14 protein-coding genes are annotated in these 18,407 nt (G+C 70.9%); 7 read left to right on the forward strand and 7 right to left on the reverse strand.

All coding sequences use genetic code 11. The features are described 5' to 3' along the window. Positions 1 to 26: 26 nt before the first annotated feature. Entirely contained in the window at positions 27 to 1,010 is a 984-nt protein-coding gene (locus tag WMF43_RS42895) for an expansin EXLX1 family cellulose-binding protein (RefSeq protein ID WP_437673896.1), read from the reverse strand. Positions 1,011 to 1,573: 563 nt separating this feature from the next. On the opposite strand from WMF43_RS42895, the gene WMF43_RS42900 reads away from it, so the two are divergent. Then, complete coding sequence (locus tag WMF43_RS42900) at positions 1,574 to 3,190, forward strand: formylglycine-generating enzyme family protein (RefSeq protein ID WP_437673898.1); 1,617 nt, start codon at positions 1,574 to 1,576, stop codon at positions 3,188 to 3,190. 42 nt (positions 3,191 to 3,232) lie between these two features. Here the strand turns inward: WMF43_RS42900 and WMF43_RS42905 are convergent, their stop codons facing one another. Together WMF43_RS42905 and WMF43_RS42910 are read right to left on the reverse strand one after the other, a co-directional pair. Beyond that, the gene (locus WMF43_RS42905) at positions 3,233 to 4,645 is read right to left on the reverse strand and encodes a hypothetical protein (protein WP_437673900.1); all 1,413 of its coding nucleotides are present in this window, start codon (positions 4,643 to 4,645) and stop codon (positions 3,233 to 3,235) included. 274 nt (positions 4,646 to 4,919) lie between these two features. Beyond that, positions 4,920 to 5,177 (reverse strand): hypothetical protein, encoded by a 258-nt coding sequence (locus WMF43_RS42910; RefSeq protein WP_437673902.1) that lies wholly within the window; start codon positions 5,175 to 5,177, stop codon positions 4,920 to 4,922. Positions 5,178 to 5,695: 518 nt separating this feature from the next. Here WMF43_RS42910 and WMF43_RS42915 point away from each other — a divergent pair. Further along, positions 5,696 to 7,306: a glycoside hydrolase family 43 protein gene (locus WMF43_RS42915; RefSeq protein ID WP_437673904.1), complete on the forward strand. Its 1,611-nt coding sequence runs from the start codon at positions 5,696 to 5,698 to the stop codon at positions 7,304 to 7,306. Positions 7,307 to 7,546: 240 nt separating this feature from the next. On the opposite strand, the gene WMF43_RS42920 is transcribed toward WMF43_RS42915, so the two are convergent. From WMF43_RS42920 to WMF43_RS42930, 3 genes are all read right to left on the reverse strand, one after another. Further along, entirely contained in the window at positions 7,547 to 8,980 is a 1,434-nt protein-coding gene (locus WMF43_RS42920; RefSeq protein WP_437673906.1) for a hypothetical protein, read from the reverse strand. After that, positions 8,965 to 10,506, reverse strand: coding sequence for a YncE family protein (locus WMF43_RS42925; protein WP_437673908.1), 1,542 nt, complete (start codon positions 10,504 to 10,506; stop codon positions 8,965 to 8,967). Before WMF43_RS42925 ends, WMF43_RS42920 begins: the two co-directional genes overlap by 16 nt. Before the next feature lie 237 nt (positions 10,507 to 10,743). Then, positions 10,744 to 10,986 carry a hypothetical protein gene (locus WMF43_RS42930; protein WP_437673910.1) on the reverse strand — a complete coding sequence of 81 codons (243 nt, stop codon included), beginning with the start codon at positions 10,984 to 10,986 and terminating at the stop codon, positions 10,744 to 10,746. 513 nt (positions 10,987 to 11,499) lie between these two features. On the opposite strand from WMF43_RS42930, the gene WMF43_RS42935 reads away from it, so the two are divergent. Next, positions 11,500 to 12,369 carry a fibro-slime domain-containing protein gene (locus tag WMF43_RS42935; RefSeq protein ID WP_437673912.1) on the forward strand — a complete coding sequence of 290 codons (870 nt, stop codon included), beginning with the start codon at positions 11,500 to 11,502 and terminating at the stop codon, positions 12,367 to 12,369. Positions 12,370 to 12,490: 121 nt separating this feature from the next. On the opposite strand, the gene WMF43_RS42940 is transcribed toward WMF43_RS42935, so the two are convergent. Beyond that, positions 12,491 to 12,832, reverse strand: coding sequence for a hypothetical protein (locus tag WMF43_RS42940; RefSeq protein ID WP_437673914.1), 342 nt, complete (start codon positions 12,830 to 12,832; stop codon positions 12,491 to 12,493). Between WMF43_RS42940 and WMF43_RS42945 the strand changes: the two genes are divergently transcribed. From WMF43_RS42945 to WMF43_RS42960, 4 genes are all read left to right on the forward strand, one after another. Then, positions 12,819 to 13,160, forward strand: coding sequence for a hypothetical protein (locus WMF43_RS42945; protein ID WP_437673915.1), 342 nt, complete (start codon positions 12,819 to 12,821; stop codon positions 13,158 to 13,160). The two genes, WMF43_RS42940 and WMF43_RS42945, sit on opposite strands and share 14 nt — an antisense overlap. 541 nt (positions 13,161 to 13,701) lie before the next feature. Next, on the forward strand, positions 13,702 to 15,204 hold the full coding sequence (locus WMF43_RS42950) for an endo-1,4-beta-xylanase (protein ID WP_437673917.1): 1,503 nt from the start codon (positions 13,702 to 13,704) through the stop codon (positions 15,202 to 15,204). 184 nt (positions 15,205 to 15,388) lie between these two features. After that, complete coding sequence (locus tag WMF43_RS42955; protein ID WP_437673919.1) at positions 15,389 to 16,999, forward strand: non-reducing end alpha-L-arabinofuranosidase family hydrolase; 1,611 nt, start codon at positions 15,389 to 15,391, stop codon at positions 16,997 to 16,999. Between the two features lie 275 nt (positions 17,000 to 17,274). Then, entirely contained in the window at positions 17,275 to 18,399 is a 1,125-nt protein-coding gene (locus WMF43_RS42960; RefSeq protein ID WP_437673921.1) for a S8 family serine peptidase, read from the forward strand. Positions 18,400 to 18,407: the final 8 nt, after the last annotated feature.

The raw sequence follows: 18,407 nt of genomic DNA on the forward strand, positions 1-18,407 counted from the left end.
CCCCGGGCAGGGCGCCGCGGCGATCGTCACTGGCACGCGGCGAGCTGAGCGCCCGCGCTCTGCGCTCCGCCCTTCAGCTCCAGCCTCGCCTCCACGGTCGATCCGTTGATGTCGGTGGCGCGGACATGGTAGGGCGGCGCCCCCATGTTCCCGTCGCCGACGACCCAGTAGTTGTACGACTGCCGCGTCGCCGCCTGCCACGCGCCGTTGATCTCGACCTCGACCTTCTCGATCGGGTGGCTGTGCCCCTCGACGAGGATCTCGTTCCAGTAGCGGTTGTCCTCGTCCTTGAGGCGGAAGGAGACGTCCCCGGCCGAGGGGCACGGGATGTATTTCCAGGAGATCTTCCCCGCCGCGCCGCCGTGGGTCGTCCCCAGGTAGCCCTCGCGCTCCTCGCCGATCTGGAGGAAGGCGTTCTTGCTGAGATCGATGTGGCCCGCCGTGCACTTCGGGTTCGTGGCGATCGGACACTGGTCCACGACCATGGCTTGCACGCTGCGCCCGTCGTCCCGGGTGACCTCGACGCACGCGCCGCACATCGCCGCGCTGTCGTAATCGGCGGTGTTCATGGCGGCGAAGTACTGGCCGCCGCCGAAGGGGACGTGCGCCACGACATCGGGGTTCCGCCCCGTGATCTGGTAGCTGCAGTTCACCTCGGTCGACCCCATGTCCAGCGTATACCAGGTGATGGAGCCGTCCGTGTACCCCGACGGGTAACTGCAGCTCACCCCCGCGCCGCCGCCGCTCGTGGACGAGGTGGCGGTCGTCGTGCCGGGATTACCGCTGCTCGTGGACGCGCTCCCGCCGGTGCTCGTCGAGCTCCCCGGGCCGGCGCTCACGCTCGACGTCGGCGCCCCCGCGCCGGTGCCCCCGCCCGCGCCGTCCTGCCCTCCGCCGCCGGAAGACGCGCCCTCCGTGTCGCCAGGGCCGCCGTTGCCGTCGCCGCAGCCAGCGGCGCCGAGCGCGATCAGCGACAGCAGAATGCCCGCGGGCACGTAATTTCGTCTCATGTGGACTCCTTAAGATTTATGACAGGAATGGATTCACAGTTCCAGAGACACGGCTGTACGCCAACAGGGCGGTTCGCGCAACAGCCAGGAGGGGAGCTCGCCCGCCGGGACAATGGTCTTCGAGAGCGCGCGCAAGGCCCTGGACCGCGAGGGTCGCACACGGTGCGCGGCGCCGGCCTGCACACGGCGCGCGGCGCCGGCTCACCGGGCGGTCGGGGCAATTCGGCGGCTGCTCCGCGTCGACGGCCGCGGCCGCAGGCGGCGCGTACGCCGGGCAGAAGGCGTGTGGATCTCGGCGGTTGCGTGGCCGGGAGGTAGGGCCGTGCGGCCGGCGCTCTCACCGGAATCCCGGCGCGGGCGTCCTCGATGCGGCCTCGCTGGGTCGTTGCGACGAGACGCGGCGGTCGCGTAACCTGGACGCTCGCATCCGAAATTTTCACAGCGCAGTGGGAGATACCGCCATGATCCGCTCGTCATTCATCCTGATACCCCTCGCGGTCCTCGCCGCGGCTGCCTCGTGCAGCAGTGGAGACGACAAGCCACCTCCCAGGCCGGGAGTCCATATGACGACCAGCAGCGCCACGACGGGCGGCGGCGACGGCGGCACGGGCGGCGACGGTGGCCGCGGCGGCGGCGGCGGCGGAGCGGGCGGCGACGGCGGCATGAGCGGCAGCGGCGGCAGCGGCGGCAGCGGCGGCACGGGCGGCGGTGGCGGAGCAGGCGGCACGGGCGGCGGTGGTGGCAGCGGCGGAACTGGCGGCGACGGTGGCATGAGCGGCGGAGGCGGCAGCGGCGGAGCTGGCGGCGGCGGCGGAGCTGGCGGCGGCGGCGGAGCTGGCGGCGGCGCGCCGTTGCCGCCCTGCATGAACGGCGTGAAGGATGGCGAGGAGAGCGACATCGACTGCGGGGGCGCCTGCGTCCCCTGCCTCGCGGGCCAGGCGTGCGCGACGCCGGCGGACTGCTACTCGACGCGCTGTGTGGCGAACGCCTGCGCGGCGGCGAGCTGCACGAACCGGGTGAAGGACGGCAGCGAGACGGACGTCGACTGCGGCGGCGGTGTCACCTCGCCGCGAGGGGACAACCCGGTGTGCCCGGCGTGCGACGACCTCGAGCGGTGTGCGGTGGGCGCGGACTGCGAGTCGCTGAGCTGCGTGACCAACCGGTGCCTGCCGCCGAGCTGTAGCGACGGCGTGAAGAACGGCGAGGAGACCGACGTCGACTGCGGCGGGCTCTGCGCCGGCTGCAGGCCGGGGGCGGCGTGCTCCGGGTCGACCGACTGCCGCGAGCTCGTCTGCCTCGATGAGGTCTGCCTGCCGGCGACCTGCAGCGACGGCGTGAAGAACGGCCGTGAGACCGACGTCGACTGCGGCGGGACCGAGTGCGGCACCCGGTGCCCCCCGGGGCAGCGGTGCTCCGCCAACGCCGACTGCAAGACGGGGATCTGCGACACCACGAACCGCGTCTGCGCGTGCCCGGCGTCGATGGTGATCGCGCCCGTGACCGGCGGCGGGTCGTACTGCATCGACGCGTACGAGGTGACGAAGCAGGAGTATGACCGCTTCGTCACGGCGAACCCGGTGCTGGCGGGCCTGCCGCCTCGGTGCGCCGCGAACACGTACCCGCCGACGAGCGGCTGGCCGTACACCGAAGGCAGGGTCCCCGTCGCGTACGTCGACTGGTGCGACGCGTACACCTATTGCGCTTACGTGGGCAAGCACCTGTGCGGCAAGATCGGCGGCGGCACCAGCGCGACCTCCGCGTCGAGCGACCACCGGGAGAGCGAGTGGTACAACGCGTGCTCCGGCCAGGGGGTGAACGATTATCCGTACGGCGACGAGCACCTCCCGTCGAGGTGTCAGGACCTCACGACCGACGGGATCTCGCTGAAGCCTGGGCCGCCGTCCCCGTCGCCGCCCGTGCCCATGTGTGTAGGAGGGGTGTCGAGCCTCTACAACATGAGCGGCAACGTGGCCGAGTGGGAGAACTCCTGCAATCCGGACGGCACGTGCCTCGTCCGCGGCGGCTCGCTCATCTCGCTGAACCCGCCGGATCCGGAGGTGGATCCGGAGTGGGTGGCGTGGAGCGCGGAAGAGAAGAAGGCGAAGGTCGGCTGCGGCGCGCGCGAGGGCCGCGACGCGACCACGCACGATCCGAACATCGGCTTCCGCTGCTGCCTTTGAGCGCCGGCGGCGCGCCCCTGGTCGGACCGCCGGCCCGGCGGATCACGGCCGCGCGGCGCGCTGCTCGACGAAGGTGCCCGAGCCCGTCGTGTACGCGATCCACAGGGATCCGTCGCGATCGGCCTCGATCGCCACGTGCTTGAACGAGCCCGCCTGCGCGGCCTGGCAGCGCGGCAGGAACCGTCCTTCGCCGTCGAGCTGTCCGATCTCGAGCACGGGTCGCGCGCCGGGCTCGCGGGCGCTCGGCCGGACCCGGGCCACGTGGATCGGCGAGGTTCCCTGCGTGGCCGCGATCGGCGCCGGGCTGAGCCCGTTCGGGTAGAGCGACCAGACCGCGGGCATGTCGTCGCGGGGCGCGTCGTCGATGCGGATCGCCGCCATGCCGAACGCGGCGATGTCCTTCGACGCGGGGAGCAGGGCGAACGCCGGCCCGCCCGCGCCCACCGCGAGCGCGCCGCCCATGCGCGACTCGCCCGCGTCTCCGACGAAGATCACCGCGTCGGGCCCGAGCTCGAGCTTGCCCTCCGCCGTGAGCCCGAGCGTGCGGGCGTGGACCGGCGTCAGCGCCGAGCGCGCGTCGATGTACATCGCGAGGACCTTCCCTTTCCAGGGCGCGAGCGCGACGAACGTCGCGCCGCTGCCTTCCGCGGACAGCGGCACGGCCGCCCTGTCGTCGAGCACGGCGAACGCCTGGGTCACGGCGCCTTCGGTGGTGATCCGGTCCGAGAGGAAGGCGAGGAGCGTGCGCCCCCCCGGCAGCGGGATGGCGGAGATCCCGGTTCCGCGGCGTCCGGCGCCGACGAGCGCGGGGGATCCGCCGGACATCGCGGTCCTCCGGATCGTGCCGCCGTGGTCCATGCAGAAGGTGAACCCGGCCGCGATCGCGCATGCCGGCCAGGACGCGCGCGCTGCGGCTGCGTCGCCTGGCGCGGCCCCGGCGTCGGGCGCGGCCCCGGCGTCGGGCGCGGCCCCGGCGTCGGGCGCGGCCCCGGCGTCGGGCGCGGCCGCCTCGCGCGGCGCGCTCGCGCCGGGCAGCCCGCCGAACGCCGGCGCGACGTGGTGGGCCACGCCGTCGCGGTTGAAGATGATCCGGAAGTCCGCGCGCGCGGCCTCGTCGGGGGCCCACAGCAGCGCCGGCCCGCGGAGCGAGAGGGCGAGTGGTCCCCGCAGGAGCTTGCATCCCGCGTCCGGCGCGGCCGCCGCTGCGTCCGGTGCTGCTGCCGCGTCGGCCGCGTCCGGCGAGGCCGCCGCGTCCGCTGCGTCCGGCGAGGCCGCGGGGGGCGCGACCGGCGAGGCCGCGGCGCTCGCGGCCGGCGCGGCGGCGGTGGACGACGGCGCGGGAGCGCCCGCTTCGGAGGACGGCGCGGGCCCGGCGTCCGGCGCACCGGAGCCGCCACGGCATGCGGCGAGCGCTGCCAGCGCGATGACGTAGGCGCGGTGGAGCGGGCGGTTCACGAGGGTCGCCGGACTCCGAGCAGGGTCGGGATGTTCCCCTTCCGCATGGGAAAGGTATCGGCCCGCCCCTGTGGACAGTCAACCCGGAACATTCCCGAGATCGCCGCGCTGGGAGGCGTGCCCCCATCGCTCGACCGCGCCGGCACGGACGATTCGCCCCTGTAACGAGAGAAGGGAGACCAAGCGATCCTCGTGAGCTCTGAGGGGCTGGATCTGGTCGGGTAGGCCGGGTAGCTCCGTGACTCGCAAGTCTGGCCAGGGATCCCGAGAGAATTCAACGCAAAGGCGCAAAGGCGCAAACCAGAATTTTCTTTGTATTTTTGCGTCTTTGCGTCTTTGCGCCTTTGCGTTGAATTCTCTCTTCTCTCGCCGTGATCCCTGCCAACACTTCTGACAGGCGGAAGTAGTACTCGTGCAGCCACTTGCTGATGAGACGGAGCAGCACCCCGTGCTCGTGGCTCGCCCTTGAAGCAGTGGCGATACGCCCGACGCGATATCCGGCGTCTTCTGATCCGATGAAGGGCAAGCTCAACCACCCCATCGCAGCTCGACATGTGATCGTTCACATCGTCGACGCCAGGCAAAATCGGCTGCTGACCGGGGCGAACTCTTGACCGGAGCGCGCGCTCGAGTCGCCGCGCACGAGAGGCGGTACCCAGGGCGCCGGCCGCCTGCGGCATCGAGCGCCAGCCGTCCGTGCGCAGGTCGGCATCGAGCGCATCGGGCCGTCGATCACCGCGGTCCGGCGCCCGCCCCCGCCGGTGACGCGGCGCTCCGGAGGAGGCCGCCAGCGTTGTCCCCCTTCGGGCTCGAGGATCCTGCTCGGGCCGGTCGATTGGGTTTGACACCAGGAATGTGATCGTTCACATCTCGAAAGGGGTATACTTGTGCTTTGCCCTGGGTGGGTCGTCCTGCGTGCCTGTGCGCGGGCCATCCTCTCCTCTGATGGCGCCTCCGTCGAATCAGCACCAGGGGTGCGGGGCGCCGGCAATTCCGCTCGCGTGAGGATTCAACATGCGCCTGAATACAACGTGGTCCCGAGCAAGAAGAATGACCCTGTCGGCGATGGCGCTGGCCGTCGCCGCCGCGATCCCCTCCCCCGCTCGGGCGGACAACCCGATCGTGCAGACCTCCTACACGGCCGACCCCGCTCCCATGGTGCACGAAGGCAGGTTGTACCTCTACACGTCACACGACGAGGACGTGTCGGTGAACAACTTCTACACCATGAACGACTGGAGGTTGTACTCCACCACGGACATGGTCAACTGGACGGACCACGGCTCGCCCGCGAGCTACAGGACCTTCAGCTGGGGAACCGGCGATGCGTGGGCGCCGCAGGGTATCTTCAGGAACGGCAAGTACTACCTCTACGTGCCGCTGAACAACGCCACCGGCGCGAAGATCGGCGTGGGCGTATCGGACAATGTGGCAGGCCCATTCACGGACCCGATTGGAAGGGAGCTGGCCCAGAACGGATCCGGCAACATCGACCCGACGGTGTTCGTCGACGACGACGGACAGGCCTACATGTACTGGGGGAACGGCACCCTCCGGTACGTGAAGCTGAACTCGGACATGATCAGCACCTCGGGGAGCATCACCAACGTGTCGTTGAGCGGCTTCACCGAGGGGCCGTGGTTCTACAAGCGAGGGTCGCTGTACTACCTCGTCTACGCCGCCATCGCCGGGAGCGAGAAGATCAGCTACGCGACCAGCAACAGTCCGACCGGGCCCTGGACCGTCCGCGGCGACATCATGGGCGCTGGCCGCACCTTCACCAACCACGCCGGCATCGTCGACTACAAGGGACACTCGTATTTCTTCTATCACAACAGCGCATTGCCGGGCGGCGGTGACTTCAAGCGCTCGGTCTGCGTGGAGGAGTTCACCTACGGCGCAGACGGCAGCATTCCGGCGCTCACGATGACCACGCAGGGACCGGCCGCCGTCGCCACGCTGGATCCGTTCAAGCAAGTCGAGGCCGAGACCATCGCCTTCTCGTCCGGGCTCAAGACCGAGGTGTGCACCGACACCGGCGCCGGCATGAACGTCACGTCCATCAGCAATGGCGACTACATCAAGGTGAAGAACGTCGATTTCCTGGACGGCGTGACCTCCTTCGAGGCTCGGGTATCGTCCGCAGCCAGCAACGCGAAGATCGAGCTCCACCTCGACAGTCAAGACGGCACGCTGCTCGGGACGTGCGACGTCTCGGGCGCGTCGTCCTGGACCACCAAGACCTGCGCGGTCAGCGGGGGCAGCGGGAAACACGACTTGTTCCTGAAGTTCGTCGGTGGCAACGGCGACCTCTTCAAGTTCAACTGGTGGCGGTTTACCGGACCCACCATGCCGGGTGACGGGGGCGACGGAGGCGGCGGAGGCGGTGCCGGCGGCAGCGGCGGCGCCGGGGGCACGACCTCGGGCAGCGGCGGCAGCGTCGATCCCTCCGGGACGACAGGCAGCGGTGGCGACCCCGGCGCCGGTGGTAACGCGGACAGCACGCAAGCTGCCGGTGGCTCGGGTGGGAACGGCGCGGACGGCGCCGACCCGGGCGGCTCGTGCTCTTGCCGGACGGGCGCGAGCGCCGGGAACGGCGGACTCGCCGCCGCTCTCTGGCTGGTCGCCTCTGCGGTGGTTCTCCGGCGTCGGCGCCGGTAGGCGCTCGCGATCCGGTCGCTCGTCGCAGCGAACGGCCGGCATCATTAGCCTCTGCTCGACATCGGGCAGGTTCGACTCCCGGCACCTCCACAAGCCCAATGAGGTTGCCGACCGCGTCGGTGAGCGGACCCGGGTAGAGTCCCCCGGGTCCGATCGCGGACGACGGGATCGCGGTGGACACGACGGTCGACCCGACACGTCCGTGCGCAACGCCGATTGCTCCCCCGCTTTACGCGGCGCTCACTGCTCGAGCACCGTGATCGACCGATCCCAGTACGCCGCCACCGCCGCCCGCGCGCCGTCCTTCGAGACCGCCACCGCGCACGCCCCCTTGCCGGTGGGCAGCGACGCGACCACCCGCGGCGGATCCCCCGCGATCACCGCGACGCCGCTCCCGGACGGCGGCCACTCCGTGCCGCCGAGCGCCACGAACAGCATCTTCCGGTCGGGCGACGTCACGCCCGTCCGAGGAACCCCGCGCAGCGGCAGCGTGCTCGTCACCGCCATCGTCGAGAGATCGATCACGCTCGCCGTCCTCGTCTCCGCGTTCAGCGTGACGCCGTAACGGTCTCCGTGGAGCAGGAAGCCCGCCGTCGGCCCCACGCCCACCGGCGTCTTCTTCGTCTCCGTCACCCCGGCGACCCGCAGCAGGATCGCCGTGTTGGACAGCCGATCCGGGAAGAACACCGCGCCCCCGTCGAGGGAGATATCGCCCTTGCGCGGCTCGCGGCCGACCGGGATGCTCCGGCGCGTCGCGCCGAACGGCGACTCGCTCGGATCGAACAGGTCGATCCAGGCGCCCGCAGGCCGCCCGGCGTGCGTCAGCGCGCCGAGCGCCGCGAGGTACGGCCTCCCCTCGGCCTGCACCAGGAACAGCTGCCCCGTCGCGTGCGGGAGCGTGATGTTCGCGAGCCGCACGCCCGTCGGCAGCTCGAACTTCGTCACGCGCTTCGTGTCCGTCGTCGCCGCGACCACCGTCCGGCCGTCCGGCAGCGCCACGATGTCGCCAGGGCTCCGGCCGACGTCGAGCAGGACCGGATCGCGGTCCCACGCGGTCGTGTCCATCACGGGGATGCGCGCGGCGTCCTCGTGCCGCAGCACCGCGACGTAACGGTCGAACAGGAGCCGGATGTGGTCGCCCTGCGCCGGGACCGACGCCTTGTGGATCAGCTCGCCGCTCTGGAGCGTGTACTCGCGCAGCGAGGCGTCGTCGGCGCTCACGTAGATCGACGTGCCCTTCGGGTTGAACACCACGTCGAGCGGATGAACATCCCCGATCCGGACCTCGCGGGCGCGCCAGCGGCCCTTCGGCTCGGGCGGCGACGGCGCGGACTCCTCGGGGCTGTCCGGGCCGAAGGCCGCCGGGTCCGGCGCGCCGACCGCGGCGTCGGGCGACGCGGCGCCCTCCGGCGTGAGCGCGGTCAGCGGGGGCGCCTCGCCGACCGGCGACTTCAGGCTGGTCAACGTGGCGATGATCACGGCCGCGACGCCGCTCGCCACCGACACCGCCGCGCGCGCCAGGCGCGGCTCGCGGCCCGAGAGCGAGGCGGAGCTGCCGCGGGGGCGCTCGCCGATCCACGCCTTGCAGCTGCGGCACTTGCGCGCCCCCTCGACGATGCGGGCGCCGCAGCTCGGGCACGGGACGCGGCGCTCGTCGGTCACTGGAGCACCCACGCGAGCTTTCCGCGGTCGCCGAGCGCGAGCGCCGAGCCGCCGTCCGGGGCGAGCCGGAGCCGCGTCGGCTCGCCGCTCAGGGGGTGGACCTTCGCGGCGTAGGTCTTCAGGTCGACCAGCGCCACCGAGCCCGCCCCGTCGCCGCTCAGCGCGACGACCACCTGCGCCCCGTCCGGGGAGACGGCCAGGTCGACCGCGCGGCCGGGGAACGTGACCGCCCGGAGGAGCTCGCGCTTCGCCAGATCGAAGACCTGGATCGCGCGCCCCTCGTTGCAGCGCACGATCGCGCGCCGCTCGCTCCGGACGAGCTCGATCTGCTCGGGCTCGCGGCACGTCGTGATGCGCGCCTCCTGCCGCACCGCGCCCGAGGGGAGCCAGGTGAGCGGCACCAGGGTGTTCTCGGCGCGGAGGGCGACGAAGCCCACCGAGCCGTCGGGGCTCATGAGGGCGCTGGCCGGGTTGCCGACCATCGACGTGCGCACGCGGTCCTGCTCCGAGCCGAGCCGGCTCGGGTCGAACGGGTACGCGACACCCCCCGACGCCGGCTCGCGCTGGCCGTGCTGCGGGAGCTGGCCGGTCGTCGTGATCGCCCGGGTGCCGCTGTCGTCGACGGCCACGGGGCCGACGGCGTCGTCGCCGAACTGGATGCGCTCGATCTCGGCGTGGTACTCGGTCGCGAGGATCGCCACCGCGTGCGCCGACGGGAGCGACGCGAGCACGCGCCGGCCCGAGGCGCCGACCACCACGTCGCCCACGGCCTCGCCGAGCTCGATGGTCTTGAGCAGCCGGGTCGTGGCGGCGTCGATGACGTAGATGCGCGACGGCGAGGTCGCGTAGACGACGTCGCCCACGCGGTAGAGGCGGCGCACGTTGGGCGCCTCGGTGACGAGGCTCAGCGCCTCGCCGGTGCGGGCGCTGCGCACCTCCAGGCCGGAGAACAGCGCGACGACGAAGCGGTCGCGATCGAGCGGGAGCGCGTCGAACGTGTCCTTCGGGAGCGAGAACGGCCCGGCGACGGAGGGCGCGTCGACCAGGTGGCCGACGTCGTTCGGGCGCTGCCAGACGCAGCGGCCGACCTGGCACGCCTCGCCGCTCCAGCACGGCGTCCCGCAGACCGGGGCCGGCGGCGGCGTCGGCGACGCGGCCCGGGGCGCCGAGAACCGGTGGGGCGCGAGGTACCGCAGCGCCCCGCCCGTGCTGATCAGCGCCAGGATCGCGCCGATGGTGACGAGCGGGCGCCAGTGCAGGGCGAGCCAGCTCGCGCCCTGGGGGGCATCGGGGATCGAGGGCGCCCGGACCGGCTTGGCGGCCACGTCGGTCGGCTCGCCGCACTCGGGGCAAAGGACCACGCCGGCGGCGATGGGCTCGCGGCAGATGGGGCAGAACGCCTCAGCGGCGGGCGGGTGGCTCGACGGCGTTGTCTGCCAGCGGGCGGACGGCGGGCTCGCCTCGGTCGCATCGCGGGCTTCCTGCGCGTCGGCGGCGCTCGGGCCGCGCTCGATCTCGGTCCGCGTCTCGTGGTCCACACCCCACCTGCCTCGCTCCCGTGCGAGCGGCCCTCCGCGTACTCCGAGCGTGCCCGGATGTCGAGCCTCTCGTGCGCGCGGGCCGGACACAGCGGCACGGCCGCCACCGCGGATTCCGCCGCCGCGGAGTCCGCCGGCGGCGGCCCATCGCTGCTTCGCGCGGCGCGCAGAGCCTCAGGAGGGCTCGGCAGCGGGCGATCGCCACAGGCGCTCAGGCGAGGTGGGGAGTGTGTGTGCTCAGGAGTCGGCCGGCGGCCGCTGGATCGCCGAGGCGTCGGACTCGTCTGCTATCGACGGGCCGGTCTGCTTGCGCGCGGGGCGGTCCGCATAGGCCTCATCCTTCGGGTCCCCGTCCTCGTCGGGCGGCGCGGCCGGCGGATCGAGGCCGACGCCGTGCCCGACCTCCTCCGACGGCGTGCCTTGCACGGCGCTCCCGCCGGTGCCTGCCTGCTTCGAGTCGTCACGCTTCTGATCGCTCACTGTCGCTTCTCCTTCCGCGTCCGGTCGAGCGCCACGAGTCGTGGTGATGAGTCCCGAGGGCCGTGTGTGGCCCGAGGATCGGCTGGTCTCCTCCGCTCGCTGCGGCGGTCTGCCGGTCACGCGCGCTCACGCGGGCTCACGCGCGGTCGCGCGCGGTCACGTGTGGCTTCATGCCTTGCAGGCCGTGGGCCATCCCTCGCGGGCGCCGGCCCCCCGAGACGTGCTCCGCTGCGCACCACCGCCGCCGCCAACGGATTCCGCTCCTGGCCGCCAGCCGGCCTGGGAGCCGTCCGGCCTCACCTGCGTCGCGTGCGCGACCGCCCACGCGGCGAGCGCCGACAGGAGAAAATACCAGGCTCAGCGCATCCGCGGATGCCGCCCTGTGCACCGCCAGGATTGACGCGTCCGCCGCGCAGAACCTGTGAGATAACGCGCCACGTCAACCCACCTCATGGGAGCATTTATGCTACTTTGCCGCACGGCTTGGGGCGGCACCTTAGAGCGAGGTCTGTGATGAATAAGACGGTCGGTTGTGTGGCGGCGCTTGCAATGATGGGGACGCTGGTCGCGTGCGGGGGCGGCGGCGTCGAGAATCCGGGCGCGAGCTCCGGCGGGACGCAGCAGGGCGGGCCCGGCGCGACGAGCGGGGACTACGGCGGCGGCCAAGGCGGTGGCCAGTGGCTCGAGGATCCGGGCGTCGGGGGGGCCGGGGGCGGCGGGCCGGAGGGGCAGGAGGTCGGCGAGTCCTGCGACGGCAAGTTCACCGGCCGGGTCCGCGACTTCCACGACACGCACCCGGACATGGAGCCCGCCCACTCCGGCAAGTGCGATAACTGCGACGACCACGAGATCGTCAGCGACGACCTCGGACAGGACCTGAAGCCGATCTACATCGGAGGGGCCACCGGGACGCAGACCACGACCGGCAAGGAGGCTTTCGATCAGTGGTTCCGGGACGTCGAGGGCGTGAACTCGCCGATGAACGTCACGCTCCAGTTCGAGGACCCCGAGCGAGACGGCGTGTGGACGTACGACAACCAGCTGTTCTTCCCCGTCGATGATCAGCTGTTCGGGAACGAGGGGCGGGAACACAACTACCACTTCACGTTCGAGATGCACATGGGGTTCGAGTACCAGGGCGGCGAGGAGTTCACGTTCGCCGGCGACGATGACGTCTTCACGTACATCAATGGCAAGAAGGTCGTCGACCTCGGGGGCATCCACGCCGAGCAGACCAAGGTCGTGAGGCTCGACGAGCTGGGGCTCGAGCTCGGCAAGAAGTACCAGCTCGACTTCTTCTTCGCCGAGCGGCACGTGACCGACTCTCACTTCCGGATCGACACCACGATCAAGTTCATCAACTGCGGCCTCGAGGTCAAGTGACGGCCGCGGGCCGGGCTCACGGCTGACCGTCTGCCGTGAGCCCGGGCGCGCGCGCTGCCGTGCGCCCGGGTGCGCGCGCGGCGCGGGCTCGTCGGGGCTGTCCGGAGCGCGGCGGCGGCGCTCAGCCGGTCGGCGCGGGCGGCGCGGGGGCGGGCCTCGCGAGGCCGTAGGTGCCGGCGCCGCTCACCTGGATCCAGACACGCATCACCTGGATGGGGCGACCTGACTGCGCGACCGCGGCGGCGGCGTCGCTGAGGTCGCGCGCGCACGCGGCGTGCAGGTCGTCGGTCGTCTGATCGTCCTCCGCGGAGCGGCGGATCCAGACGGCGGACTGCGGCATCGGGGCGCCGTCGTGGCGGTCCTGCCAGCGGCGGGCGACGAGGTGCGCGCGGAGGAGCTTCCTCGACTCCGGGGGGGTGTCGGGGTGGAGATCGTAGACCATCGTCGCGATGAAGGACCTCATGCGGATGAACCTGCCGGAACTGGAGGAGGTCGTCCAGACAGGTCGCGGTGCCTACTTGCTGGCGTCGCTCATCTGCTCCGCCGCCGGCGGAGGGAGGTACGACGCGCGCCTCGTCCGGGCAGCTCTCTCGCCGCTTCTTGAGTGCGCGCACGACACCGGGCGCCCACGCGTCGGCCAGCAGCACATCCAGCCGTTCGCGGGGCCAGCCCGCCTGCAGCTTGTCGCGTCGATCAGCGGCATCACGTCCTCGAGCTTCTCGACGACGACGCTCGCGAGCAGCCTCAGCAACAGCGCTCTCGCTTGTAAGGGGAGCTCCTCGGTGGTGTGAGGCAGTAGGAGAAGGCTATCCAAACGCTTCGGATACGTCGTGTCCCCCGTCTGCGGACCGCCTCGGATCGACAGAACACGTCCCATGCGATCCGATCTCACTGCAAAAGCAACACCAGATTCACAACTTTGTCTATGAATCGAAGGGGGCGCCTTCACTCCGCAGCTCGCGGGTGTTGACATCAGCCATGTGAGCGTTCACATTAGGACCTGTCGGTATTCGCTTGCTTCGTTCTGGGGGGCGGTCATGCCCCGAGACCTTCGTTAGCCGATCGATCTCGGCATCGGTCCCGTTCGCTCGGTCGTCACGGACGCGGGTGGCGGTGAGCCCGCGGGCAGTGTGGTCGCGCCTCAGCAGCGCTGGGCGCGAGATCCCGTCTCCACGGAGATCCGCACGCCCGCGGTGCTTCACCGGGTCGCTCACGAGCATGACATGGCCAGTCGAACGAGGCGCGATGCCAACGAGACGATGTCGGGCGTTCGGAGCTTCCATGCCGGCGTTCACAACCTGCGGCATGCCCGCTTGAGCACAGGAGAACCTCATGAGAATGCGATTTGAACGATGGCCCCTGGTGGCGACGCTCGCGCTCGGCGCGTGCGCCCCCGCCGAGCAGCTCGACGAAGACCTCTACGAGTTCGACGAGGCAGCCGAAGGCATCGCCATCGACACCGCGGCGACCTACACGATCGTCGGCGTCCAGAGCGGGAAATGCGTCGAGGTGGCTGGAGGCAGCACCGCTGACGGAGCGGCCCTGCAGATCGCCAGCTGCAACGGCTCGACGCGGCAGCAGTTTCGCATGGAATCGGCGGGCGGCAGCTACTACCGCATCCGCAACGTGAACAGCAACCGCTGCATGGACGTCACGGGCGCCTCCACCAGCGACGGCGCCCGCATCCAGCAATACTCCTGCTGGAGCGGCGAGAACCAGCAGTGGTCGTTCGCCGACGTCGCCACCGGCGTCGTGCGCATCACCGGGCGCCAGAGCGGCAAGACCCTCGACGTATACAGCCGCGGCACCGCCGACGGCACCGCCCTGGTCCAATGGACGTCGAACGGCGGCACCAATCAACAATTCCGGATCACGCCCGTGACCTCGAGCGGAACGGGCGGCTCCGGCGGCTCCGGCGGCGCGGGCGGCTCCGGAGGCTCGGGCGGCTCGGGTGGCTCGGGAGGCAGCAGCGGGGGCCGCAAGTTCGTCGGCAACATCACCACCGGCGGGCAGGTGCGATCGGATCTGATCCGGTACTGGAACCAGATCACCCCGGAGAACGAGGGCAAGTGGGGCTCCGTCGAGCCCACGCGGGACGTCATGAACTGGTCCGGCATGGACCGAGTCCGGGACTACGCGCGCGCGAACGGCATCCCCTACAAGGGCCACACCCTGATCTGGGGCGCCCAGCAGCCGGGCTGGCTCGCCGGTCTGTCGCAGAGCGAGCAACGCGCGGAAGTCGAAGAGTGGATCCAAGCGTTCTGCAACCGCTACCCGGACGTCGCCATCATCGACGTCGTGAACGAGCCGCCCCCGCACACCACCCCGGTGTACATGAACGCCCTCGGCGGCGCGGGCGCGAGCGGCTACGACTGGATCGTGCAGGCGTTCCGATGGGCGCGGCAGTACTGCCCGAACGCCACCTTGCTGCTCAACGACTACAACAACATCGAGTACAGCAGCGACAACCAGAACACGATCAACATCGTCAACCGGATCCGGGCCGCGGGGGCTCCCATCGACGGCATCGGCGCGCAAGCCCACGCCGCGTTCTCGATGTCGACCAGCACGGTCAGGAACTTCCTCGACCGGCTCGCCGGCACCGGTCTACCGGTCTACATCACCGAGTACGACATCAACCTGGCGGACAACACGCAGCAGCTCAACGTGATGCAGAGCCAGTTCCCCATGTTCTACGAGCATCCGAGCGTGAGAGGCATCACGCTCTGGGGCTACATCAGCGGCCAGACGTGGGTGTCCAACTCGGGGCTCATGAGCAGCAGCGGCCAGATGCGCCCCGCCATGTCCTGGCTGATGGGCTACCTGGGACGCTGACGCCGAACGCGCCGGCGCGCGGATCCCCCGAGCGCCGCGCGCCCGGAGATCGCTGCGCAGGCTCGCCCGCCTGATCGCGGGCTCGACGGAGCCTGCCCGCAAGGCCAGGGCCTGCGCAGCCGATCGCGGGCGCCTTCGAATGTGTCTTGCCTGCCACTTTGCTTGCCGCCGAACAGAGGAGAGGATGATGATGAGAATCCGACTTGGATGGTGGTCGCTGGCCACGGTGTTCGCCGCCACGACCGCGTGCGGCTCCGCCGAGCAGCTCGACGAAGGGATCTACGAGTTCGACGAGGCAGCCGAAGGCATCGCCATCGACACCGCGGCGACCTACACGATCGTCGGCGTCCAGAGCGGGAAATGCGTCGAGGTGGCTGGAGGCAGCACCGCTGACGGAGCGGCCCTGCAGATCGCCAGCTGCAACGGCTCGACGCGGCAGCAGTTCCGCATCGAATCGACAGGCGGCAGCTACTACCGCATCCGCAACGTGAACAGCAACCGCTGCATGGACGTCACGGGCGCCTCCACCAGCGACGGCGCCCGCATCCAGCAATACTCCTGCTGGAGCGGCGAGAACCAGCAGTGGTCGTTCGCGGACGTCGCCAGCGGCGTCGTGCGCATCACCGGGCGCCAGAGCAGCAAGGCCCTCGACGTATACAACCGCGGCACCGCCGACGGCACCGCCCTGGTCCAGTGGACGTCGAACGGCGGCACCAATCAACAATTCCGGATCACGCCCGTGACCTCGAGCGGAACGGGCGGCTCCGGCGGCTCCGGCGGCTCCGGCGGCTCCGGCGGCGCGGGCGGCTCGGGCGGCTCGGGCGGCTCGGGCGGCTCCAGCGGCGAGGGTTGCGGCCTGCCCACCACCTTCCGCTGGCAGTCGAGCGGCGCCCTGGTGGGCCCGAAGTCCGACTCGACTCACAATATCGTGTCCATCAAAGATCCGACGGTCGCCTTCTTCAACAATCGCTGGCAGATCTACGCCACCACGGCGAACACGGCCGGTAACTGGCAGATGGCTCACCTGAGCTTCGCCGACTGGTCCCAGGCCTCGTCCGCGTCGCACTATTACATGGATCGCACGCCCGGCTTCAGCGGCTACCGGTGCGCGCCGCAGATGTTCTTCTTCAGGCCTCACAACAAGTGGTACCTCATCTATCAATCCCAGCCGCCGCAGTTCTCCACGACGGACGACCCGAGCCGCCCGGAGACCTGGACCAGGCCCCAGAACTTCTTCTCGTCGACGCCGGCCGGCATGCCGAGCCTGCCCATCGATTACTGGGTGATCTGCGACGACACCAACTGCTATCTCTTCTTCACCGGCGATGACGGTCGGATGTACCGCAGCCAGACCACCCGGACGAATTTCCCGAGCGGGTTCGGCCCCGTCTCGGTCGCCCTTCAGGACTCGAATCGTTACAACCTGTTCGAGGGGAGCTCCACGTACAAGATCAAAGGCATGAACAAGTACTTGACCATCCTCGAGGCCATCGGCCCGACGGGCGCCAGGTTCTATCGCTCGTTCACCGCGGATCGCCTCGACGGCGCGTGGACCCCGCTCGCGGATACCTGGAACACGCCGTTCGCAGGTCAAAACAACGTCACCTTCGCGTCGGGCGTGGCGGACTGGAGCGACGACGTCAGCCATGGCGAGCTGATCCGCGATGGCAACGACGAGACCGCGACGATCGACACCTGCAATCTGCAGTTCCTGTATCAAGGGCGCAATCCGAGCTCGGGCGGCGAATACTCGCAGCTCCCGTATCGCCTCGGCTTGCTGCGCGCCGTTCGCTAGTCCTCCGCGCCGCCCCCCGGCCGGCGACGTCCGCCGCGTGCCGGAGGTCCCTCCGGCCGTGGCAGCTGGTGCGGGGGGCGGGGCCCAGGACACTGGAGCAGCCGGCCGGTCGCCTCGTGGACCACGCCGGCCGCCTCCTTGCCGAAAGCGGCGGCACGGACCAGCGTGCCGGCGAGCGAGGCGACCACGGCCGCCCGAGGCGGCGGGTCGGCCACGGCGCCTGGCAGGGGGCGAATCGGGCTGGGTGGGGGCGGGAATCGTGAGAGAATGCGGCGGTGGGTGATCACGGGATCGAACATCGGCGCATCCTGCCCGTCGCGGAGCGGCTCCACGCGGAGCCGGGGTGCGCGGGACGGGGGGTGACCATCGCCTTCATCGACTCAGGGTTCTACGCCCACCCGGACCTCGTGACGCCGAGGAATCGTATTCTCGCCTACCATGATATCTTCGCGCCCGAAAACGGAGTCGCGGCGCTCGAGCGGGCGGACGTGTCGTCGTGGCACGGGATGATGACCTCGGTGGTCGCGGCGGGGAACGGGGCGCTGTCGGAAGGGCGCTTCCGCGGGCTGGCGTGGGAAGCGAACGTCGTGCTCGTCAAGGTGGGGTCGGCGCACCGCATCGTGCACGACGACATCCGCAAGGGGATCGCGTGGGTGATCGCGCACCGCGAGCAGTACGGGATACGCGTGCTCAACATCTCGTGCGGGGGGGATTACGAAGAGTCGTACCTCACCGGCAGCCTGTCGCGCGCGGCGGACGACGCGACGCGGGAAGGCATCGTGGTCGTCGCGGCCGCGGGGAACGCGGGGCACGAGGCGGCGCACAACGTCCTTCCGCCGGCCAGCGCGCCGAGCGTCATCGCCGTGGGCGGGCTCGACGACGGCGGCGCCGGGGAGCGCTCGTGGAACTACCACTCGTCGTACGGGCTCACCCTCGACGGGCTGCAGAAGCCGGAGATCATCGCGCCTGCCATCTGGCTGGCCGCGCCCATCCTGCCGGGGACGCCGACGGCGGCGCAGGCTCAGCTGCTCTCGCTGCTCGATCGGGCCAGGGACGAGGATCTGCCAGGGCTGCTCGTCCAGCACGCGGGGGTCGACCCGGACCTCGACGCCATCGCCGGCCGCGAGCCGTACCTCGTCCGGCAGCTCGCGGCCGCCAAGCTGCAGGACCAGAAGGTCATCTCGGGGCACTACAAACACGTGGACGGGACGAGCTTCGCCGCGCCGATCGTGAGCAGCGTGGTGGCGCAGATGCTGGAGGCGAACCCGCGCCTCTCACCGCAGCAGTGCCGGCGCATCCTCATGAAGACCGCGCGCGGGCTGCCAGGCATCGCGCTCGAGCGGCAAGGCTGGGGGGTCGTGCAGCCCCGCGCGGCCGTGGCCGCGGCGCGCGCCGCGTGAACGGCGCC

Origin of the sequence: Sorangium sp. So ce131, assembly GCF_051519095.1 — a bacterium.
GTDB lineage: Bacteria > Myxococcota_A > Polyangia > Polyangiales > Polyangiaceae > Sorangium.